This window comes from Arthrobacter sp. NicSoilB11 (assembly GCF_019977375.1).
Classification (GTDB): domain Bacteria; phylum Actinomycetota; class Actinomycetes; order Actinomycetales; family Micrococcaceae; genus Arthrobacter.
Map to the genome: position 1 here is coordinate 2130418 of NZ_AP024657.1, position 21565 is coordinate 2151982.

The 21565-nt window shown below is 64.4% G+C and carries 22 protein-coding genes; 11 read left to right on the plus strand and 11 right to left on the minus strand.

The features are described 5' to 3' along the window. Nucleotides 1–14: 14 nt before the first annotated feature. Genes LDO14_RS09805 through LDO14_RS09815 form a run of 3 tightly spaced genes read right to left on the minus strand, consistent with a single transcriptional unit; the run spans nucleotide 15 to nucleotide 2022 of the window. Complete coding sequence (locus tag LDO14_RS09805; protein WP_056390257.1) at nucleotides 15–638, minus strand: energy-coupling factor transporter transmembrane protein EcfT; 624 nt, start codon at nucleotides 636–638, stop codon at nucleotides 15–17. Then, nucleotides 635–1366, minus strand: a complete 732-nt coding sequence (locus LDO14_RS09810) for an ABC transporter ATP-binding protein (RefSeq protein WP_134165350.1) — start codon at nucleotides 1364–1366, stop codon at nucleotides 635–637. The genes LDO14_RS09805 and LDO14_RS09810 overlap by 4 nt, the downstream gene beginning before the upstream one ends. An 11-nt stretch (nucleotides 1367–1377) precedes the next feature. Next, nucleotides 1378–2022, minus strand: coding sequence for a biotin transporter BioY (locus LDO14_RS09815; RefSeq protein WP_018772102.1), 645 nt, complete (start codon nucleotides 2020–2022; stop codon nucleotides 1378–1380). A gap of 658 nt (nucleotides 2023–2680) precedes the next feature. On the opposite strand from LDO14_RS09815, the gene istA reads away from it, so the two are divergent. The 3 genes from istA (at nucleotide 2681) to LDO14_RS09830 (ending at nucleotide 6970) form a co-directional block, all read left to right on the plus strand. Then, nucleotides 2681–4213: an IS21 family transposase gene (gene istA, locus LDO14_RS09820; RefSeq protein WP_223993174.1), complete on the plus strand. Its 1533-nt coding sequence runs from the start codon at nucleotides 2681–2683 to the stop codon at nucleotides 4211–4213. Beyond that, nucleotides 4210–4998, plus strand: coding sequence for an IS21-like element helper ATPase IstB (istB, locus tag LDO14_RS09825; RefSeq protein ID WP_223917527.1), 789 nt, complete (start codon nucleotides 4210–4212; stop codon nucleotides 4996–4998). The genes istA and istB overlap by 4 nt, the downstream gene beginning before the upstream one ends. 247 nt (nucleotides 4999–5245) lie before the next feature. Then, on the plus strand, nucleotides 5246–6970 hold the full coding sequence (locus LDO14_RS09830; protein WP_134166168.1) for an IS30 family transposase: 1725 nt from the start codon (nucleotides 5246–5248) through the stop codon (nucleotides 6968–6970). Nucleotides 6971–7025: 55 nt separating this feature from the next. Here LDO14_RS09830 and LDO14_RS09835 read toward each other — a convergent pair whose 3' ends face one another. Next, the gene (locus LDO14_RS09835) at nucleotides 7026–7442 is read right to left on the minus strand and encodes a hypothetical protein (RefSeq protein ID WP_134166166.1); all 417 of its coding nucleotides are present in this window, start codon (nucleotides 7440–7442) and stop codon (nucleotides 7026–7028) included. A gap of 394 nt (nucleotides 7443–7836) precedes the next feature. Here LDO14_RS09835 and LDO14_RS09840 point away from each other — a divergent pair, with 394 nt between their 5' ends. Continuing rightward, nucleotides 7837–8316 (plus strand): GNAT family N-acetyltransferase, encoded by a 480-nt coding sequence (locus LDO14_RS09840; RefSeq protein WP_018771177.1) that lies wholly within the window; start codon nucleotides 7837–7839, stop codon nucleotides 8314–8316. A 37-nt stretch (nucleotides 8317–8353) separates the two neighbouring features. Next, nucleotides 8354–8644 (plus strand): antibiotic biosynthesis monooxygenase, encoded by a 291-nt coding sequence (locus tag LDO14_RS09845; protein WP_134164759.1) that lies wholly within the window; start codon nucleotides 8354–8356, stop codon nucleotides 8642–8644. Between the two features lie 273 nt (nucleotides 8645–8917). Here the strand turns inward: LDO14_RS09845 and LDO14_RS09850 are convergent, their stop codons facing one another. Then, nucleotides 8918–9481 (minus strand): dihydrofolate reductase family protein, encoded by a 564-nt coding sequence (locus LDO14_RS09850; RefSeq protein WP_134164758.1) that lies wholly within the window; start codon nucleotides 9479–9481, stop codon nucleotides 8918–8920. 486 nt (nucleotides 9482–9967) lie between these two features. Between LDO14_RS09850 and LDO14_RS09855 the strand changes: the two genes are divergently transcribed. From LDO14_RS09855 to LDO14_RS09865, 3 genes are all read left to right on the plus strand, one after another. Next, nucleotides 9968–12205 (plus strand): Ig-like domain-containing protein, encoded by a 2238-nt coding sequence (locus tag LDO14_RS09855; RefSeq protein ID WP_134164757.1) that lies wholly within the window; start codon nucleotides 9968–9970, stop codon nucleotides 12203–12205. Between the two features lie 65 nt (nucleotides 12206–12270). Then, nucleotides 12271–12708 carry a VOC family protein gene (locus LDO14_RS09860; protein WP_134164756.1) on the plus strand — a complete coding sequence of 146 codons (438 nt, stop codon included), beginning with the start codon at nucleotides 12271–12273 and terminating at the stop codon, nucleotides 12706–12708. A 90-nt stretch (nucleotides 12709–12798) separates the two neighbouring features. Next, nucleotides 12799–13812: a DUF808 domain-containing protein gene (locus LDO14_RS09865; protein ID WP_134164755.1), complete on the plus strand. Its 1014-nt coding sequence runs from the start codon at nucleotides 12799–12801 to the stop codon at nucleotides 13810–13812. 28 nt (nucleotides 13813–13840) lie between these two features. Here LDO14_RS09865 and LDO14_RS09870 read toward each other — a convergent pair whose 3' ends face one another. Continuing rightward, nucleotides 13841–14905 carry a spore photoproduct lyase family protein gene (locus LDO14_RS09870; RefSeq protein ID WP_018771171.1) on the minus strand — a complete coding sequence of 355 codons (1065 nt, stop codon included), beginning with the start codon at nucleotides 14903–14905 and terminating at the stop codon, nucleotides 13841–13843. Between the two features lie 212 nt (nucleotides 14906–15117). Here LDO14_RS09870 and LDO14_RS09875 point away from each other — a divergent pair, with 212 nt between their 5' ends. Next, on the plus strand, nucleotides 15118–16716 hold the full coding sequence (locus LDO14_RS09875) for an ABC-F family ATP-binding cassette domain-containing protein (protein ID WP_056390270.1): 1599 nt from the start codon (nucleotides 15118–15120) through the stop codon (nucleotides 16714–16716). Here LDO14_RS09875 and LDO14_RS09880 read toward each other — a convergent pair. Genes LDO14_RS09880 through LDO14_RS09895 form a run of 4 tightly spaced genes read right to left on the minus strand, consistent with a single transcriptional unit; the run spans nucleotide 16713 to nucleotide 18763 of the window. Further along, complete coding sequence (locus LDO14_RS09880; protein ID WP_018771169.1) at nucleotides 16713–17189, minus strand: YbaK/EbsC family protein; 477 nt, start codon at nucleotides 17187–17189, stop codon at nucleotides 16713–16715. The genes LDO14_RS09875 and LDO14_RS09880 overlap by 4 nt on opposite strands. A 3-nt stretch (nucleotides 17190–17192) precedes the next feature. Further along, nucleotides 17193–18071, minus strand: a complete 879-nt coding sequence (locus tag LDO14_RS09885) for an SURF1 family protein (protein WP_018771168.1) — start codon at nucleotides 18069–18071, stop codon at nucleotides 17193–17195. Beyond that, nucleotides 18072–18335, minus strand: a complete 264-nt coding sequence (locus LDO14_RS09890; RefSeq protein WP_134164754.1) for a hypothetical protein — start codon at nucleotides 18333–18335, stop codon at nucleotides 18072–18074. Beyond that, the gene (locus tag LDO14_RS09895; protein ID WP_018771166.1) at nucleotides 18332–18763 is read right to left on the minus strand and encodes a DUF3099 domain-containing protein; all 432 of its coding nucleotides are present in this window, start codon (nucleotides 18761–18763) and stop codon (nucleotides 18332–18334) included. Before LDO14_RS09895 ends, LDO14_RS09890 begins: the two co-directional genes overlap by 4 nt. Nucleotides 18764–18914: 151 nt before the next feature. Between LDO14_RS09895 and LDO14_RS09900 the strand changes: the two genes are divergently transcribed. Next, nucleotides 18915–19640: a beta-ketoacyl-ACP reductase gene (locus LDO14_RS09900; RefSeq protein ID WP_018771165.1), complete on the plus strand. Its 726-nt coding sequence runs from the start codon at nucleotides 18915–18917 to the stop codon at nucleotides 19638–19640. A 141-nt stretch (nucleotides 19641–19781) separates the two neighbouring features. Beyond that, a complete protein-coding gene (locus tag LDO14_RS09905) occupies nucleotides 19782–20546 on the plus strand; it encodes an SDR family oxidoreductase (protein ID WP_018771164.1) in 765 nt (254 codons plus the stop codon). A gap of 73 nt (nucleotides 20547–20619) precedes the next feature. Here LDO14_RS09905 and serB read toward each other — a convergent pair whose 3' ends face one another. Next, on the minus strand, nucleotides 20620–21513 hold the full coding sequence (gene serB, locus LDO14_RS09910) for a phosphoserine phosphatase SerB (protein WP_134164753.1): 894 nt from the start codon (nucleotides 21511–21513) through the stop codon (nucleotides 20620–20622). Between the last annotated feature and the right edge of the window lie 52 nt (nucleotides 21514–21565).

Consider the following 21565-nt stretch of genomic DNA (forward strand, 5'->3'; position numbering starts at 1 on the left):
TTCAGGGGGCTGTGTCAGTCCTCGGCCTCGCCGAGGCCGCGGGCGGCGAGCGCTTCGCCGGTTTGGCGGGCGTAGGCCACGGAGGTGATGAACACGGGCAGGATCAATGCGCGCGGGTTGCGCTCCAGGCCCCGTGCCCGGGCGGAATCGCGGACGTCGGCGAACGTGCCGGCAATGAACGGGATGCTGCGGAGCATGATGCCAATAGTCAGGGCGAAGCGTTCAGGATCAGCGCCGAGCCTCCTGAACGGACGCGCCAGCCGGACAACGCCATCCAGGAGCTGTTGAATGGGTGTGGTGGCGGTGAGCAGGGACGCCGCCACCACGCAGACCAGGATGTTCAGGACGATCCGCGCCGCAGTGGGGCCGCCGAGCTGCCACCACTGGAAGAACCCGATGGCCAACAGCACTGGAGCCAGCGGCCGGACGGCTCCCCAGATCCGTCTCGCGCCGGCGCCTGCCAACAGGAACAGTCCGGTGAGCATGGCCAGCACAGCAGCGGAGATGCGCCAATCCACGATGACGAAGGACGCCAGGCCGCAGGCAAACACAAGCCCGAACTTCAGCGCCAGCGGTGCGCGGTGAAGAAGGGAGTTGCCTGGCACGTAATTGGCCAGGAGGAATCCGTGGCCCCTCACGGAGCGTCCCTGCCTGCCGGATTCAGCCCCTGCAGGCACCACGAACGGTAGGCTGCCACGGCTTCGCCAGGGGCGCCGTCAAATGCCACGCGGCCTGCTTCGATGACCAGGACGCGGTCCATTTCCAGTGCCAGGTCCAGGTCATGGGTGGACATGATGATCTGCTGGTCCAGGTTGGCCAGCGTCCGGCGGAGCAGCTCACGGTTGCGCAGGTCAAGGAGGGTGGAGGGTTCATCCAGGACCAGGACCGCAGGGTTCACTGCGAGCACGGCGGCGAGCGCCATGAGCTGGCGCTCACCGCCGGACAGCTCGTAGATGCTCTGGTCGGCCAGGTGCAGGAGCCCCAGCCGTTCGAGCGCCTGGCTGGCCTGGCGGCGCCGCTCGGGGCCGTTTTTCACGGAACGGCGCAGGGACAGCTCCACATCCTCCCTGCCGGTGGGCATCACCAGCTGGGAGAGGGGATCGGTGAAGACGAAGCCGACGTTCCGCCTGACTTTCCGCACGGCACGCACTGTATCGTCGCCGTCGACCGTCACCGTGCCGGTGGTGGGCTGGATGAGCCCGTTGACCAGGCGCAGCAGCGTGGACTTGCCCGAGCCGTTGGCGCCGATGACGCCCACGCGTGCCTCCTCCAGCCGGAGGGTTACCGCGTCAAGGAGGACTTTGGGCTGTGCGGAGTTCTCCGTTTCGACGGCGACGGACGCCTGGTCAAAGGTCACTGCGGGCATGGCGGGAGGTCCTAGGCGCTTTCGGACGCGGCGGTACGCCGGCGCACGCGGCGGACCAGGACGTCGGGGAAGGCGCGGTGAAGGGCGACGGCGATCGCGGCGGCGAGGACATTCTTGATGATGTCGCCCGGGTAGAAGACCAGGTCGCCCAGGAAGGCCTGCTCCAGGGTGGCCTTGGAGTTCAGCGCGATGCCCAGGATGCCCAGCGAGTGCACAACCACGATGCTCGTGGCCGTGGCAGCCACGAAGAACCAGAGGGCGCGGGCCTTGGTGGTGCGTTTGATCACCACGGTGGCCAGCCATCCCACGACGCCTGCGGCGATGGGGAAGGCGATGATGTAGCCGGCCGAGGGTCCGGCGAGGATGCCCAGGCCGCTGCGGCCCTGGCTGAAGATGGGCAGGCCGGCCAGGCCAAGGAGCGTGTAAAGCCCGACCGCGGCGAACCCGCGGGCCGGGCCCAGCACCAGTCCGGTGAGCATGACGGCCAGGGTCTGGAAGGTGATGGGGACGCCGAAGCCGTTCAGGGCCAGTCCGGGCACCAGGGCTGCGCCGGCCACGAGGGCGGCAAAAACGGCGATCAGCCCAAGGTCAGTGCCGTTCCAGCGGCGGCGCTCCGTCCGCGGGCTGTTCTTGGGGGTGGTCTCGGTATTGCTCATGGTGGTCCTGTCGGGGTTGTACAAGCGGAATCTAATGTACAGCCGACGCTACCGGGGTGGAACACCGCCCATTTTGTAGGGGATCTACTAAACCGGGCCGCGCCTGCCTCGGGCTGGGCACAAAGAGCCCTCGGTCACGGGTCTTGTCGTTTCTTCCGGCGTGTGAGGCCCCCACTGTTGATCGTACCGACGAGGCTCCTATCCACCGGTGGCTGCACCTCTTCCACCGAACGGTTGTCAGACTTTGTTGCGGGAGTCTCCCGTCCTCTGGGTCTTTGGGGAGAAACCCAGGACCAGGTGACGACACCGGCGGCGCCAGGGCGTGGCCCCCGTCCTACCGGCCTCACGTCGAATCGTGTAGGCGCCGCAGGCGCATCTGGCCGGCGCGTATCCCACTGCCATGCCGGCGTACCTTGGTCCTCATGCCCCCATCTGCTCCGATGTCTCGAAACCCTCCGTCTGTAAGCGGCCATGAAAAACTGCCCATAGGCGGCCACGAAATTGCCCACTGACGGCCAGTAGAACTGCCCACTGGTGGCCATGAGATCTGCCCACTTCCTCAACTGTTCCTGCCGCGTCTTCAGCGGCGGGGGCCTCTCCCCGGGATTTGATGACGGTGTCTAGTCGCACCAAATGTCGTCCCAGGAAGAGGCCCTGTATGAAGCATGACGGAGAAATCATGGAAATTCTTGCTGCCTATGATCTGACCGGATCGTTGCGCGCCACCGCGGAGCTCACGGGCTGCTCGCACCACACTGTAGCCAGGCACGTCGCCGCGCGGGACGCCGGCCGGCCAATTGCAGAACCGGCGCCCCGGCCCAGGGTCACGGACGCTTACCTGCCTAAGATCGAGGAATGGGTAGAGGCGTCCAAGGGCCGGATCCGCGCCGACAAGGCCCACGAAAAGCTGCTCGCCCTAGGCTATGAGGGGTCCGAGCGGTCTACGCGCCGGGCGATCGCGCAGGTCAAGGCCGCGTGGCGGCTCGGACACACCCGTGTGCACCGGCCGTGGATCACCGAGCCTGGGATGTGGCTGCAGTACGACTTCGGCGACGGGCCACGGATCGGCGGCGTAAAAACCATTCTGTTCGTTGCCTGGCTGGCGTTCTCAAGGTTCCGGATCGTGATCCCGTTGCGGGACCGGACCGCGCCGAGCGTGTTCGCAGCCCTCGACCGGTGCTTCCGGATCCTGGGCGGGGCACCAACGTATGTCCTGACCGATAACGAGAAAACCGTGACAACGGCCCATGTCGCAGGGGTTCCGGTGCGGAACCAGCAGACCCTGGACTTCGCCCGGCACTACGGGGTCACCGTGCTGACCTGCCAGCCCGCGGACCCTGCAACGAAAGGCGGAGTCGAAGCGTCGGTGAAACTGGCCAAAGCCGACCTCGTGCCCACCGACACGAACCTGAGGCCCGGTTACGCTTCCTTTGCCGAGCTGGAGGCCGCCTGCGAGGCGTTCATGGACGAGGTCAACAACCGCGAACACCGGGCCACCCGACGTAAACCCGCAATGGTTTTGGCGGAGGAAGCGGCCCGGCTGCACCGGATCCCGGAGACCGCGCACACGGTCGCGTTCGGGCTGGCCCGTATAGTCCCGGAGAACACCCCGATGGTCTCCTTCGAGAACGCCCAGTACTCGGTGCCGTCGCATTTGCTCGGCGCGAAGGTGTTCGTCCGCTCCCACGGCACCGGCCCTGACGAACAGGTCATCATCGTCCACCACGGCCCGACCGGCCCGGTCGAAGTCGCCCGCCACGGCCGGGCAAGGCCCGGCAGTCCCGCGGTCATCGAGGAGCACTTCCCAGGGACCAGTACCAGAACCCCGGGCGACTACGCCGTGAAGGCACGCACCGCCGGTGAAGCCGAGTTCCTGGCCATCGGCGCCGGCGCCAAGACCTGGCTCGTGGAAGCCGCGGCTGCAGGAACAGGCCGGATGAACATGAAAATGGCCGAGGCCGTGACCCTGGCCAAGATCGCCGGGACCGAGTCCGTGGACCGTGCCCTGGGAGACGCCGCGCTGCACGGCCGGTTCGCCCACGGCGACCTGCCCTCCATCCTGAACGCGAACATCCGCCGCACCACCACCCACGCCGCTAACGAAACCAGGTCCCTCACCCAAGGCACCAGCGCCTGGGCAGGCCTCGGCGCCGAGCCGTCCAGCGCCCCCGCAAAGGAGCAGAGCCGATGAGCCCGGTCACCACCACGAACACCACCGCCCCGGCCCTGCCGGCCGAACTGGAAGCGCTGATGCGGCAACTGAAGATGCCCCACGCCCGGGCACTGGCACCGGAGCTGATCGCGACCGCCCGCGCCCAGCGCTGGGAACCAACCGAGATCATCAAGGCACTGTTCACCGAAGAAGCCGCAGGCCGGGCCCGGTCCATGCTCGCCACCCGGCGCAAAGCAGCAGGCTTCCCGACCGGGAAGACCTTCGACGTCTGGGACCCCGCCGTCTCCTCCATCCCGGCGCCCACCCAGCAAGCCCTGCGCACCCTGGAATGGATCACCCGACGCGAGAACCTGGTCGTCTGCGGGCCCTCCGGCACCGGGAAAACGTTCTTCCTCGAAGCCCTCGGCCAGCAAGCCGTCGAAGCCGGGATGCGCGTTGCCTGGTTCAGACTCGAAGACCTCGGCGCCCTCATCCGCGCACACCGCACCGACGACAGCGTCACCAGGGCCGTGGCTAGAATCCTCCGCGCGGAACTCGTCGTGATCGATGACATCGGCCTTCTCCCGGTGGCCACCGACGCCGCCGAAGGACTCTACCGGGTCGTGGACGCCGCCTACGAGAAACGCTCCGTCGCGATCAGCTCGAACCTGCACCCCGCCGGCTTCGATGAACTGATGCCCAAAACCCTCGCCACGGCAACCGTGGACCGGCTCCTGCACCACGCCCACGTCTGCCAAACCAGCGGCGACTCCATCCGACTCACTCAAGCCCTCGCCGGGAAAGGAGTCACCGAACTGAACTAACAAACCCTCGACGATGGCCAATCCCACCGAAAACCCTCAGTGGGCAGATCTGTTGGCCATCACCGGGCAGATTTACTGGCCACCAGCGGGCCGATTAACTGGCCGCCCGTGGGCAGAAACCAAAGGCCATTGACATCCGTCCAGAAACCACCGGTTTTGAGACGATTTGAGACGATTTGATGTGTAGCGGTTAGGGCACCCCTGATTCTGTTGATCGAAGCAACACCCAATCCAGGGAGTTCCTTCGATGTATCAACAGTTCGATTCGCCCACCGGTGTCAGGTTTCTTGCTCTCATAAAGGAGGGCAAGAGTTTCAGAGAATCAGTACGGGTGACCGGAGTCGGTAAGGAGACGGGTTACCGGTGGCTGCGTGATGAGTACCTCCGATTCCGCAGCAAAGGCCTCGACCACGTAGCTGCCCAGGTCGAACTGGGATTCACGTCACGCAATGCCGAGAAATGGAACGAACGCTTCCTGAGAAGCTCCGGGCGCCATCACTTCCAAGTCGACCCAGCTGTTGAGGAAGCGTTCTGGTCCTCATACTCCACCGGCATGAGCGTATTGGCTGCTGCAACATCAGCAGGCGTAAAGCACACGACAGGGTACCGGTGGGTCTACCGGCGTTTCATCGCTCTGCGAAGTGGACTTCCGCTGGCAGAGGTTGTCGATGCGTTACGACTGTCCCCGGGGACAACCGTTAGATGGGAAGCCCAACGGAGAAAAGAACTGGAAGCCGAAAAAGCACGTCTGCTGAAAGCCGAGCGGGAAGCGATTCGGACCGCGAGGATCGTTGCCGAGAGGGTTGCAGCTCCTTTGTCTCCAGCACAAAAGCGACGCGCGTTACGGGAGACACGATATTGGGAGTTGGTGGGCTCCGGTGCTTCCAATGCTGCCGCCTGCAGGATGTTGGGCGTGAGCAGGGTTATCGGGACAAGGCTTCGGAACCAGAGGGCGCAACAGCCACGGGCCAGCCTCAAACCACCATCGGGCAGGTACTTGTGCCTGCGCGAGAGGCTTCAAATGGCGGACCTGCTCCGCTTGGGATGTTCTCTGCGGCAAATTGGCAGGGAGCTGGGGAGGCATGCCTCGACCATCAAACGGGAGCTTGACCGGCACCGTGATCCCCGGGGGCGCTACTTGCCCCATATCGCCGATCACGAAGCGCGCAGCCAGCGACGTCGGCCGAGGGATCGGAAATTGCACGCTAATCCACGCCTGCACGCACTGGTGCAAACAAAGCTAACCAGTCACTGGTCGCCGGAGCAGATCTGCGGGTGGTTGGCGCTGGAATTTCCCGCTGAACCAGCGCTGCGGCTCTGTCCGGAGACAATCTACCAAGCACTATTGTTCGGCGATCATGGCGGGCTAAGAACGGCTGGCAAGCCACGCCTGCGCACAGGGCGAAAGATTCGTAAGCACCGCTGGCGGACAGGATCAGGTCATGGTTCCGTCGTGAAGAACATGACGATGATTCACGAAAGACCGCCAGAGGTTGATGCCAAAGAAGAGGCCGGCCACTGGGAAGGTGACCTCATCGTGGGGGTTGGTTCCGCATCCGCTATGGTCACCTTACGGGAACGAAAGACCCACTACGGAATCATCATCAACCTTCCGCACGGACACACCGCAGCGCAGACCAACCAAGCGATCATCGCTGCCTTCTCAGGCTTGCCGGCTCACCTGAAGCAGACACTGACTTGGGACCAAGGCGTGGAAATGGCCCGTCATCAGGAATTAGCGGCCGCTACCGGACTGCGGATCTACTTCGCGGAGCGGTCCAGCCCCTGGCAACGCGGCGCGAATGAGAACTTTAATGGCCTCGCGCGCCAATACTTCCCAAAGGGTACGGATCTCTCCGTCCATTCAGAGGTCCACGTCAAACAGGTCTGCGTCGAGCTGAACAGCAGGCCACGCAAAAGCCTCGGCTACCTCACTCCGGCAGCAATCTTTCAATTCTCGACGGACGGATAGGCTCCCACGCCAAGAGCCTCCAGCTGCCGACTGGCGACGCCTCTCCCGCGTCCCGTCAGTCTGCCCCTATCCTCCGGTTCACAACGTGGCCTGCAGTGGCAGCACTCTTCAGTAGATCTTCAAGGCGATTCCTAAAAGACTGTTCTGCGCCGAAAAAAGTTCGGTCCGTCAAACGCCACCCGAAAGTGTCAAAAGCGCGTGCCTGAAGCTTGCACCCGTCATCGATTGCTGTCGCCGTAACCTCCAGGGCAACTGGAAGAACTTTCTCGCCTGAAAGGAGGTTTCCGAGGATCCTATAAAACCAATTAGAGCCAGCACGGATACGTACCGCTCCGCCGTCGATTTCAACCTTCGCGCGTGACTTAGCGAACGATCCCGCAATGGCTTCGATGGCGGCGCTGGCACCTAAGGGCGATCGCCAGTGCTCAGTTATCTCCACGATTGGTTTTCCCTTGTAACCATCAAGGCCCACGACAACGCCCCCTTCATTGCGGAAGGACGTGTTCTTTGGACGTCCCGGTACCGAATCTACAGGCGATCTTTCTAATGAGGGATAACCTCTTTGCGCAGCCTATCCAGGGGGCCGTTCTATAGCTCCCCTTCGTACTCTCGTAGACTTCAACCACAGGGCGACAGAGCCCGAAAGTAGCCCGTTGTTGCGTCGACCACTTGAATCCGCCGCACCTTCACCGTGCAATCATCGTGCGGGGTAAACGTGCATAGGGAGGCCAGCAACGGTGCCGAGGGAAGAATCTTGCCTGGCCGCGCGCTCGGCCACCGGCTTACGGGCGGTACATCGTCACTTCCCCAGGCTGAGCCAATGCGCACTGAGATATCCCTGCTCGTCGTCGTGACAGGATCGACGGATGAACCTAACACCACTTCCAGACGTTCGTGCGGAGCAGGGAAGCGCGTCCGCACGGGACGCGGCCGGAATCTGGGCTCGCGCTACCGCTCTGCGGGATCAACTCCCCGTAATTCCAGCGGTCGACGACAAACTGCCGGGTATTGAATCAGCGCTTGCCCTTGACGGGGCGCTGCTACTAATGGCCCGTACTGGTGATCGCGCGATGGCGTTCTCGATCGTCGTTCCTCGACTGGATGTTTTGGAAGTGCTCTATCTAGCAGTTGACCCGGAAGCCTGGGGCAACGGTCTTGCGCGCCAACTCCTTGATCATGTCCGACGCCACTCGCTGGACGTGCAGATTTCTATGGAGCTTTGGGTTATCGCTGACAACACGAGAGCCATCGCCTCCTACGAAAGTGCCGGCTGGATTCCAACGTCCGACGTTAAGGTTCGCAACTCGCCGGGCCGGCCGGAACGCCGCTACATCCTGTCCCCGTAAGGGGTCGTCAACCGGACGGCTGTGAGAAGCTGAGCGAATGATTCTGGAGCACGCGATCCTCCCCGTCCGTACCGGCAGCGAGTCGGATTTCGAAGAGGCATTCCGGGTGGCGCGACCTCTGATCAGCAGGCAGCCGGGGTTCCGCAGTCTTTCGATTTCGCGGTCGATCGAGTCCCCAAACCTGTACCTTCTCCTCGTTGAGTGGGATTCGATGGAAGCTCACACCGACGGCTTCCGTGGGTCCGCCGACTACGAGCAATGGAAGGGCCTGCTGCACCATTTCTACGACCCGTTCCCGGTCGTTGAGCACTTCACAACGATGCGGTAGCCGATCCCCTTGCGGACAGCCAAACTCGTCTCCTGGTCCGTCTGGATCTGTCTCATGACTCGGGTAAGTAAGAGTCCCGATGTTTCGAGGTGCAGAGGCCTTCGAAGCACCGAATGGGCCCGATTGAATGGGCCGCTGCCCCTCAGTCGGATCCATACCCGGACGGTCGCCTTTGGTGAAGAACACGATCCTGCACGAACGTCCATCGCCTCATAACAGAGTGCAGCGAGATCCTTGGTTGGCCCGGGGCCATGCTGACCCGACGTCGAATATTCAGCGCCTGGTCTCGTACCTGGCCAGCAGCACGCCGTCGGGAAACGGCCGGGTCTCCACCAGGCTCAGGTTTACCCAGTTGTCCAGGGCGGTGAAGAACGGCGTGCCGCCGCCCACCAGGACCGGATGGGTGACGAGCACGTAGTCGTCGATCAGCCCGGCCCGCATGGCCGCCCCGGCGAGTGTGGCACCGCTGATGTCCATGGCGCCGCCGTCGCCGGCCTTGAGCCGGGTGATTTCGGTGACCGCGTCGCCGGTGACCAGGCGGGTGTTCCAGCCGACCGTGCTGATAGTCGAGGAGAACACTGCCTTCGGCATCTCCCGCCAGCGGTGGGCGAACTCGATCTGCGCCGGTGTGGCGCCAGGCTGCTGGTCGGCAGTCGGCCAGTGGGAGCTCATGGTCTCCCACAGTTTGCGCCCGTACAGCGCCAGCCCGGTCACCGCAACCCGGTCCGACCACCATTGGAACAGCTCGTCGCTCGGTACGCCCCAGCCGAGGTTGTCCCCGGGCGCGGCAATGTAGCCATCCACGCTCATGTTCATGGCGAAGGTGAGGTTGCGCATGGCGATAGTCTCCCGTCGTTCGGTATTCGCTGTACAGACCGGCGGTTGACGGAGGTGGACCCGTGTGCGCTCCGCAGGCGATAGGAAGTGCCGGAACGGATCACCAGCGGTAGTCCATACACCGCTGCAAACATCCAGCAGAACTGTCAATTCAGACGTAAATGGCTTCGTGCTGAAAATGCTTTTTAGCAGGCCTCCACAAAATCGAAGTCTATGCAATAACAATGTGGAACTGCTGTGGAAACCCGAAGAATACGTTCCTTTTGCCGTGTAGGGGCAGGGATTAGGGGGAGCCCGGGATTGTTTCGGATGCCCCCAGCAATGACACTGAACGAACTGATAATTGGCGGTGGCATTGGACTCCGGGGAGCTAAATTGATTTATAGTCCGTTTTTCCACAGGGGCGAGCGTGGCAGTAGTTCAAGGAGGGCCGCGCTTTTCCAATTGCTAGGACTTGATCGCTTGGCTTGCGGCCTCCTGACAGCGATGTTGGTTGTGCTGGCTGCTCTGGCAGTGCCGGTCCCGGCGTCGGCTGCCACCGGTGATGTTGGCGTTGAAGGTCCATCGCATACAGGAACGGACAGTCCCACGGGCACCAAGCGGGCCACCAGTTCGCTGTGGTTCACCGACGGCTCCTGGTGGGGCAACCTGTGGAGTTCGGCCACGTCGGATTTCCACATCTTCAGGTTCAATGCCGCGACGGGTTCCTGGGTGGATACGGGTGTGGCAACTGATCCCCGCCCAAGCACCCACCACGACGTGTTGTGGGACGGGAAGACGCTGTATGTGGCCAGCTACCGGTTCGTTAACGACGAGCTGCCGGCTGAGCCCAACTACCCCACAACATTGCGCCGCTACAGCTATGACTCGAGCACCAAAAAGTACAGCCTGCTGAGTTCCACCCAGATCAACAACTCCAAAGTTGAGGTCCTGACCATCGATAAGGACACCACTGGCAGGGTCTGGGCCACGTGGCAGCAGGGAAACAGGATCTACCTCAACGTGACCGCCACGGACGGCAAAACGTGGGGAACCCCCTTCCAGCATCCGGCATCGATGAGCAACGTCTCCGTGGATGACACGTCGGCCGTCATCGCGTTCGACGGGAACATGGGCGTCATGTGGAGCCGGCAGGTCGGCGACTCCACCGATGGCATGTACTGGAGCTACCACGTCGACGGCGCCTCGACCACGTCCTGGAGCACCCCCGTTGCGGCAGTTTCGGGCCAGAGCAGCAGCGATGACCATATGAATCTGAAGTGGCTGGACTCCTCGGGTGGCAGGGTTTTCGCCGCTATCAAGACGTCCTACACGTCAGCATCCCAGCCCCTGATACAGCTCCTGGCACTCAGTGGAACCACGTGGTCGGCGCACACGATCGCAACCGTGGCGGAGTGTCCCAACCGCGTGATCGTGATGATTGACGAGAGCACCCAGCGGCTGCGTACCTTCGCCACCTATCCGAAACCTAGCGGCACGACGGATGCCGGTGTCTGCACCAGTACGGGAGGCGCGATCTACGAGAAGTCCACGCCGCTGGACAAGATCAGCTTCACCACCACCAAGACAGCCCGCATCGTGGACGCCGACCAATATGTGCACAACGTGACCTCGACCAAACAAAACCTCAACAGTGCCGACCGTGGCACGGCGAACAGCGGCCTGCTGGTGCTTGCGGATGCGAATGCGACCAGCCGGTACTGGCACTACTACGATCCGACCGGCGGCGGCAGCACTGATACGGCAGCCCCCACCGTGACGGCGACGTCTCCCACTGCCGGTGCCACCGGTGTGGCGGTGGCGGCGAACGTGACCGGGACGTTCTCGGAGGCCATGACTGCCTCGACGATTACAGCGAACACGTTCACCTTGAAGACGGGGACGACGACGGTGCCGGCCGCCGTGTCGTACAACAGCACAGACAAAGTGGCCACATTGAACCCCAGTGCCGACCTGGCGGCCGGTTCGACGTACACAGCAACCATCACGGGCGGCGTGGCCGGGGTAAAGGATGCAGCAGGCAATCCCCTGGCCTCGGACAGGACGTGGACCTTCACCACGGCTGCGCCCGCACCCGCGCAGACTCCCATTGCGGTGAAGGCGGCGTCACTCAACGGTGGGCTGGGAGCAGCCACCACCCCGGAGATCTACGGCCTGAAGGACAACGGCGGATACCAGTGTTTTGAACGCGGATGCATCCTCTACTCGCCGGCAACAGGGGCCCACATCTCGGTGGGGGCGATCCGCAGTCTTTGGGCGGCCACGGGGTTTGAAAACGGCGGGCTGGGATACCCGGTCACCGACGAAGTGGGCGGGCTCAGGGACGGCGGGGTGTACCAGAACTACCAGGGCGGCGCCATCATCTGGTCGCCGGCAACAGGGGCCCACATCTCGGTGGGGGCGATCCGCAGTCTTTGGGCGGCCACGGGGTTTGAAAACGGCGGGCTGGGATACCCGGTCACCGACGAAGTGGGCGGGCTCAGGGACGGCGGGGTGTACCAGAACTACCAGGGCGGCGCCATCATCTGGTCGCCGGCAACAGGGGCCCACATCTCCGTTGGCGGCATCCGTTCAATCTGGGCCTCCACAGGGTTTGAATCAGGCCGCCTCGGATACCCCACCAGTAACGAATACGCGACGGGCAATGACGGAAGCGTGGCCCAGAACTACCAGGGCGGCGTTATTCACTGGAGCCCGACCCGGTCCTACATCTCATGGTTCTAGCGACTGGACCGGTACATTGTCCGGTTGTTGTCCTGAAACCCCCTGCGACTTGGTAATGTCTGGCCATGCCCATCAAGCTGGAAAACGTCGGCATAGCCGTCCGCGACCTTGACGCGGCCATCGCGTTCTTTACCGATCTCGGACTCACCGTTCTGGGTCGGCAGACGGTCAGTGGAGAGTGGGCGGACACCGCCGTGGGCCTTGACGGGAACCACGCCAAAATCGCCATGCTCCAAACCCCGGACGGCCACGGCCGCCTTGAGCTCTTCGAGTACATCCACCCCGCGGCGATCGAGACTCCACCCACGTTGCCCAACGAGATCGGCATGCACCGCGTCGCATTCTCAGTGGAGGACATCGACGCAGCACTTGAAATCGCGGCGAAGCACGGCTGCCACCCCCTGCGCGGTGTGGCCACCTACGAAGACGTCTACAAGCTGACCTACGTCCGGGGGCCCAGCGGCATCATCGTAATGCTCGCCGAGGAACTGAAGAAGGGCTGAGCGCCCGCTGCAATATACTCCCAACATGCCCTTCTCGCACCCAGCCCTCAATACCCATCGGTCCGTTACCGTGCTGCGCGGAGGCCAGCTGTGAGCGGCGGCCTGGTTGCCCTGCTCGATGACGTTGCGGCCCTGGCCCGGATTGCGGCCGCCTCGGTGGACGACGTCGCGGCCGGCGCCGCCAAGGCTGGGGCCAAGGCCGCGGGCGTCGTGATCGACGACGCCGCCGTCACCCCGCAGTATGTGTCGGGCTCGGACCCGTCCCGTGAACTGCCGATGATCAAGAAGATCTTTTGGGGCTCCATCCGGAACAAGCTCCTGATCATCCTCCCGGCCCTGCTGCTCATCAGCGCGTTCGTCCCGGGAATCATCCCGTTCATCCTCATGCTGGGCGGCACCTACCTCTGCTACGAGGGCGCAGAAAAGGTCTGGCACAAACTCCGCGGCGGCCACGAAGAGGACGGGGGTACCCCGGCGGTGGACCGCGGGCACGATGCAGAGGCCAAGGTGGTCAAGGGCGCCATCACCACGGACTTCATCCTGTCCTGCGAAATCATGGTCATCTCCATGAACGAGGTTGCCGCCGAGTCCATCTGGGTCCGCGCGTTCATCCTGGTCATGGTCGCGTTCGCTATCACGGTGCTTGTCTATGGCGCGGTGGCACTCATCGTCAAGATGGACGACATCGGGGTCCATCTGGCTGCCAAGGACTCTCCCCGCGCCAAGCGCCTTGGGCATCTGCTGGTGAGGGGCATGCCCGCCGTGCTGACCACCATTACCTTGGTGGGAACAATCGCGATGCTGTGGGTGGGCGGGCACATCATGGTGCAGGGGGCACACGACCTCGGCTGGCATGCACCCTATGACCTGATCCATGCACTCGAGCACCCGGTGGCCGGGGTTGCGGTTGTGGGCGGCTTCCTGGCTTGGCTGGTCGACACCCTGTGCTCGGCAGTTATCGGTCTCGCCTGGGGCCTGGTAATCCTGGCAGTCGTAGGACCGCTGCTGAAAGTATTGCCGTTCGGCAAGGCCAAGGGCGGCCACGACGAGCACGCGGAAACGATCCGGGCCGAGGCCCCTGGCCCGGAGAAGCATGACGCCTGACGGACAGCGCGTACCTCGGGAGCGAACCCTAGAACGCGTAGCGGATGCGGCAGTAGGGAGTTAACTTCCCCATCAGTGTGGTGAGCTGCCGGACGTACCCCGCCTTCGCCCGCGCCCGGTACCGGACGTTGCTGAAACCGTTCGACGAGACCTTGGCTTCCTGGAGGTCGGGACGCCACAGGACGTCTTCAGCCTGCGGATGCCAGCCCAGGTTGACCTGGTGCAGCTGGTCATTGTGCGTCAGGAAAATGACTTCCGCAGCCAGCTGCTCCTTGGCCGCCGGCGTCAGGGTCGAATCGAGTTGGCGCAGCAGCTGCTCCCAGTCCGAGAGCCAGGTGTCGGTGATGATGACGGGGGAGAAGTTCACATGCACCTGGTAGCCGGCCTCAACAAAGTCGTTGATGGCGGCCATCCGCTCCGCCACCGGCGACGTCCGGACGTCAATGGACTTCGCCAGGTCCGCGGGCATCAGCGAAAAGCGGATCCGGGTGTGCCCGCCGTGCTCCCAGTCCAGCATTGCCGGGTTGACGAACTTGGTGGCAAAGGACAGCTTCGCATTGGGCAGTTCGCGGAAAAGCGTGACAAGCTCCTCCACGTTGTCGCTGATCAGTGCATCGACCGAGCAGTCACTGTTTTCGCCGATGTCGTAGACCCAGAGTTCCGGGTCGCACTGGTTGGGCTCCAGCTTGATCCCCTGGCGGACGGCGTGCCGCTCAATGGCTCCGGCGATCTGGCCAATGTTGGCGAAGACCGTGACCGGATTGCTGTAGCCCTTGTGGCGCGGCACGTAGCAGTAGGCGCAGGCCATGGCGCAGCCGTTGGCTGTGGAGGGTGCGATGAAGTCTGCTGACCGCCCATTGGGCTTGACGGCCAGCGACTTCTTGACGCCAAGGACCAGCGCTTCTGTCTTGATCCGGGACCAGCGCGGGACGTTGGTTTCGTCACCATGCACGTCCGGAATGTTCCAATGGTTTTCGACCAGTACGACGTCGGCATCCGGCCAGCGTGCCACGATCTCCTGTCCCCGGGGCAGCTCCAACGCGGCAGGCTGGGCGTAGATGCGCCGGATCTGGAGCAGCCGATCGAATTCCATGACCTCATTCTCTCCGACACTCCGGGGCCGCAGGACGCGGTTACGCCCACGGCATCAGCAGCAATTGCCCGCAGCAGGTTCCCGCGGAAAGTGCACTGCTCCGGCGGACGGTAGACTGGACTGTGCCGTTCTCCGGCCACTCTGCCCCAGCGTCCCTTACGTAGTACGTGCGCGGACCAGGGCGTTCCCTGTTGTGAAAGGCCTTACCTGCTGTGATTACTGTCCAGGATCTTGAACTGCGTGCCGGTGCCCGGCTCCTGATGGACCAGGTGAGCTTCCGCATCGATAAAGGGGACAAGATCGGCCTGGTGGGCCGGAACGGTGCCGGCAAGACCACGCTGACGCGTGTCCTTGCGGGCGAAGGCCTTCCCGCGGCCGGCAAGGTGACCCGCAGCGGTGAAATTGGCTACCTGCCCCAGGACCCGCGCACCCCTGACATGGAGCAGCTGGCACGGGACCGGATCCTCTCCGCCCGCGGCCTGGACATCGTGGTTGGGAAACTCCGCAAGGCGCATGACGAAATGGCAAGCGACGACGCCGACGTCCAGCGCAAGGCCATGAACCGGTACGACCGGCTGGAGTCCGAATTCCTCGCGGCCGGCGGTTATGCCGCCGAGGCCGAAGCTGCCTCCATCTGTTCCAACCTGGCACTCCCTGACCGCCTGCTGAACCAGCCGCTCAAAACACTTTCCGGTGGCCAGCGGCGCCGCGTGGAGCTCGCACGCATCCTCTATTCCGATGCCGAAACCATGCTCCTTGACGAACCCACGAACCACCTGGACGCCGATTCCATCGCCTGGCTGCGTGACTTCCTGAAAAACCACCAGGGCGGCCTGATCGTCATCAGCCACGACACCGACCTGCTGGAAGCAACCGTCAACAAAGTGTTCCTGCTGGACGCCAACCGTGCCCAGATCGATTTCTACAACATGGACTGGAAGCGGTACCTGCTGCAGCGGGAGACGGACGAGCGTGCCCGGAAGCGTGAACGGGCCAACGCAGAGAAGAAGGCACAGGTCCTCATGGACCAGGCCAACAAGATGCGTGCGAAGGCCACCAAGGCCGTGGCCGCACAGAACATGGCCAAGCGCGCCGAACGGCTGCTCAGCGGACTGGAAGCCGTCCGCGAGCAGGACCGCGTGGCAGCCCTCCGGTTCCCGGACCCGTCACCCTGCGGCAAGACCCCGCTTACCGCCGACGGTCTCAGCAAGTCCTACGGCTCGCTGGAGATCTTCACCGACGTGGACCTGGCCATCGACCGAGGTTCCAAGGTGGTCATCCTGGGCCTCAACGGCGCCGGCAAGACCACGCTGCTGCGCATGCTCGCGGGGGTGGACACCCCTGATACCGGCGAAGTCATCCCGGGCCACGGGCTGAAGGTGGGCTACTACGCGCAGGAACACGAAACCCTGGACCACGACCGCACGGTGCTTGAGAACATGCGTTCCGCTGCGCCGGACATGAAGGACGCCGAGGTGCGCGGCATCCTCGGTTCCTTCCTCTTCTCCGGCGACGACGTCGACAAGCCGGCAGGCGTGCTCTCCGGCGGCGAGAAGACGCGCCTGGCCCTGGCCACCATCGTGGCCTCCAGCGCCAACGTCCTCCTCCTCGACGAACCCACCAACAACCTGGACCCCGCCAGCCGCGCCGAAATCCTGGGCGCCCTGCGCAACTACACCGGCGCCGTCGTCCTGGTCAGCCACGACGAAGGCGCTGTTGAAGCCCTGAACCCCGAACGCGTGGTCATGCTTCCCGATGGCGTCGAAGACCTCTGGAACGAGGACTACCTGGACCTGATCACCCTGGCCTAGCGCACCTTCAGCTCCAGGGCGCCGGTGATCCTCCGGAGCTGGGCGTAGGTGATGCTGAACATTGACTTGTGGTCCCCTGCTCCGGCCCAGAGGGTTTCGTGCTCCTGGAGGCTCAAGTCCAGCAGGGTCCTGATTCGCCGTGGATGGCCGACCGGGGCTACCCCGCCTACTTCCTGGCCGGTATGTTCCAGGACGAAGGCAGGGGAGGCGCGCCGGATCCGGCCCTGGGCCAACTGCCCGGCCACGAGCTTTGTATCGACGCGCGCGGCACCGCTTGCGAGGATCAGCAGCGGCTCACCGTTGAGGTCGAAGACCAGGCTGTTGGTGATGGCCGCCAGATCGCACTCCAGAGCTTTTGCAGCCGCCGCCGCCGTCGGCACCCCGGCTTCAAAGGTCCGCACCGTGTCGCCGACTCCGGCACCCACCAAGGCCGCCCGCACCAAGGCGACAGGGCCGCCGTCGTCCGTGGTCATGCCTCAGTACCCCTGCGCGTCCAGGAGGGCGTCTTCTTCCTCCTCCGCCGTGGCCCTCTTGCGCTTGCGCGGCGGGGCCGGCCGGCGGCGGGAGGCGGGGACGGCTGAATGCACGGCGCCGTCCGGCAGCGCCTCTTCCTCCTCCTCGGCGTCGATCGCTGCATTGCGGGCCTGCTGCCGGGCCGCGTAGCCGAAGCCGACGAACATGAGCACGCCGAAGGCGAACCACTGCAGTGAATAGGACAAGTGTGTGCCCTCGTCCGTGGACGGCTTGGGGAACGCGACGGGCATGTCGGCGGACGGCGGCGTCTCCGACGCAAGCTGGCCGTAGGCCCCCGTGAGCAGGGGATAGCCCAGCTGCGCGGCGTACGTGGGCAGGTCAATCGATGCGAGCTGGCCTTCGGGCGCCCCGCGCTGAAGTTCCGGCTCGCCGTGCTTCAGGCGGACGACGGCGGTGACCTCACCGGAAGGGGGTGCCGGCACCGAATCCGGGCTGCCCGGGTTCTTGTTTCCGATGGGCAGCCAGCCGCGGTCAATAACGACGGTTTCGCCGGTGGCCAGGCGGAAGGGGACCACCACCTCGTACCCCGGCTGCCCGTTGAGCGGGCGGTTGCGGACAATCCGCTGGCCGGCGGCATCGTAGGAGCCCTTCAGCTCAACCTGGGTCCACTCCTTGGCCGGGTCCAGCTGGTTGAACTGGTCCCGTGCCTGCGTGAAGGGGATGGGTGTGGCCGAGTAGTTGCTGACCACGCGGTTGATCTCGGCCAGCGTCTCGGCGCGGCGGTCCATCTGCCAGCGGCCCAGGAAGACGCATGCGGTGGCAAAGATCGCGGCCAGCAGGAGATAGCCCAGCCATTTGCTGGAAAAGAGGAAGCGGTACATTCAGATGTCCTGCTCGGGTGAACCGTCGTCGCCTGGGCGCAGGGGAAGCGTTTCCTTCCAGAGCCCCCGCGTCTGCAGGTAGTCCTCCAGCCAGTCCCGGTGGTCGGCGCAGGCCAGCCAAATCTTGCGGCGTTCAGGCGCATGAATCCTGGGATTGTTCCAGAGGAGCTGCCAGGACGCCTGGGCCCTGCAAGCCTTCCGTGAGCAGATGGCGGCCGTTTCGGATGCCAGGTCCGATCCTGCTGCAAAATCGAAAATGCTCATGATGCCTGCCGCTCCTCCCCGGGCCCGGGCTCCTCATCCTTCACCAGTTCGCCCTGGAGCACAGCGCTTCCCGGCTGGTCTTCCGTATCCGGGAGAACCGGGCTTTCAATCTCGGCCAGGGGAGCGGAATCCAGCAGCAAATCGCTGTGGGCCTCAGCCTTGTCGCTCCCGTTGGCGATGACCACCGCAATCCAGGGCAGGAACACCGCGCCCGCCACGGCAATGATCTTGAACCAGCCGTCCACCACGAAGATCAGGATCAGGCACACCATGCGGATCCCCATCGCCAGGGCGTACTTGATCATCCGCTGGCGCATGTCCTCAGAGTGCGCGCCGGCAGCGTCGGTAATGCTGTGGACCTCGGTGTCGCCGGAGAACCGGCCCGGTTCTTCGGGCGCGGAATGTCCCGCATGGTTTTCAAGGGTCACGGTGAATGATCACGCTCCAAAGGCTTCCCTCAATTCTCGCACCATCGGCAGTGCTGCCCAAACCCGCAGCGGGCCTGCCGCTAAGATCGGAGGCAGCCCAAACCACACCCGCTACCGCGGCGCAGCCTGCCGCAGAATCCGGAGCCCCTCTATGACTGAAACAGCTTCCGCGCCCCGCAGCGTCCTGATCACAGGCGGCAACCGCGGCATCGGCTTGGCCATCGCCCAGGCGTTCCTGGCCAACGGTGACAAGGTGGCGGTGACCTACCGCAGCGAAACCCAGCTGCCTGACGGCATCCTCGGGGTCAAGGCGGACGTCACCGATGAGGCTTCCGTTGACGCAGCGTTCAAAGAAGTGGAGGCTGCCCACGGCCCGGTGGAAGTGCTGGTGGCCAACGCCGGGATCACCAAGGACACCCTGCTCCTGCGCATGAGCGAGGACGACTTCACCTCCGTCATCGACACCAACCTGACCGGCGCCTTCCGTGTCATCAAGCGTGCCTCCAAGGGCATGATCCGGCTTCGCAAGGGCCGCGTGGTCCTGATCTCGTCCGTCTCCGGTCTCTACGGCGCCCCGGGCCAGATCAACTACTCCGCCTCCAAAGCCGGCCTGGTGGGCATCGCCCGGTCCCTCACCCGCGAACTCGGCTCCCGCGGCATCACGGCCAACGTGGTCGCTCCCGGCTTCATCAACACCGACATGACCGCCGAGCTCCCCGAAGCCACCCAGAAGGACTACCTGGCCAGCATCCCCGCCGGGCGCTTTGCCGAAGCGTCCGAGGTGGCCAACGTGGTCCGGTGGATCGCCAGCGACGAGGCCGCCTACATCTCCGGCGCGGTCATCCCCGTGGACGGCGGCCTGGGCATGGGCCACTGACTCGTCCGGACCTTGCCCCTGCAGGAAACTAGCCGGGCGGCGCTTATTTGTCGGAGCCGCACAAGGGATATCGGCAACAGCCGCTGGCATGATGGACTGCAGACCACAACGATTTAGATGTTTTGAACAAAGGAAGCTCGAATGGGACTGCTGGACAACAAGACGGCCATCGTCACGGGATCATCGCGGGGCATCGGCGCCGACGTAGCAAAGATCCTCGCCTCGGAGGGGGCCGCCGTCGTGGTCAACTACCGCCAGAAGGCGCCCCGCGCCAACAAGGTGGTGCAGGGAATTGAAGCCGCCGGCGGACGCGCTGTCGCCGTCGGCGCCGACCTCACCACGCAGGAGGGCGTGCAGGCCCTCGCCAGTGCCGCCATGGAGAACTTCGGATCGCTGGACATCCTGGTGCTGAACGCCTCCGGCGGCATGGAAACCGGCATGGGGGAGGACTACGCCCTGAAGCTCAACCGCGACGCCCAGGTGAACATGCTCAACGCCGCAGTGCCCCTGATGAAGGAAGGTTCCCGCGTGGTGTTCGTCACCAGCCACCAGGCCCACTTCATCAACACCGTCCCCACCATGCCGGCCTATGAGCCCGTGGCCCGCAGCAAGCGCGCCGGCGAGGATGCCCTGCGCGGCCTGATCCCCAACCTGGCGGAGAAGGGCATCTCCCTGGTGGTGGTGTCCGGCGACATGATCGAAGGCACCGTCACCGCCACGCTCCTGGACCGCTCCACCCCGGGCGCCATTGAGGCCCGCCGCGCGGAAGCCGGGAAACTGTATTCCGTGGAGGAGTTCGCCCAGGTGGTGGCCGGCATGGCAACGGCCGACGTCGAATCCGGCCACACCGAGTACGCCGGCGGAGCCGACTACTTCGGCAAGGGCGCCCAGCAGCCTTCCAGCTAGGTACCAGGAACGTGGCTCCCGCTGCCGGGCAATCCGGCGGCGGGAGCCACAGCCATTTAGGGCGCCAGCAGGGTCAGACGCCGGCCACGTGGCGGACGGCGTCCAGGTACGGCATGTTCAGGGCTGCGTCGGCCACGGCGCGCACGGCAGGCTTGGCGTTGAACGCCACCCCGATCCCCGCAGCGCCGAGCATGTCCAGGTCGTTGGCGCCGTCGCCTACAGCCACGGTGTGCTCCAGGGCGATGTCCTCCGCCGCGGCCCACTCCCGTAGGTACTTCTCCTTGGCGGCCCTGTCCACCACCGCGCCCAGCACCCTGCCGGTCAGCACGCCGTCAACGATTTCAAGTTCATTGGCCTGCCAGTAGTCCAGGCCCAGGTCGGCGGCAATTGGCTCAAGGATCTGGTTGAACCCGCCGGAGACCACGGCCACAACGTGGCCGGCCGCCTTGAACGCCGCCACCAACTCCCCGGCGCCTTCGCTGAGCTTCACTTCGTGGCGCACGGAATGGACGACGTCGGCCGGCAGCCCCGCGAGCACCGCCACCCGGGCGTGCAGGCTCTGGGCGAAGTCCAGTTCGCCGCGCATGGCAGCTTCCGTGACAGCCGCGACTTCCTCGCGTTTGCCGGCGTAGGCGGCCAGGAGTTCGATGACCTCCTGCTGGATCAGGGTGGAATCCACATCCATGATCAGCAGCTTCCGGGCAGCGGCCCGAAGACCGGCTGGAACAAGCGCCGTGTCGAAATCTCCGGTCGCGGCGTCCGCCACGGACCGGCGCAGGGCGGCGAGCGCCGCCGCGGTCACGTCCGGAAGGGCCAGTTCGAGGATGCGGACCTGGTACCGGTCGTCCGCCGGAGACGATTCGGACAGCACCTGGGCGCCGTGCGATGCAAGGACGGAACGCAGCTGCTCCAGCCCGGTGGAGGTCACATTGCGGCCATAGCTGACCGCAGTCACGTTCGAAGTCATGCCTGCAATCTTAGCCAGCGCCGACCGGACGACCGGAATTCGTTGCGGACAG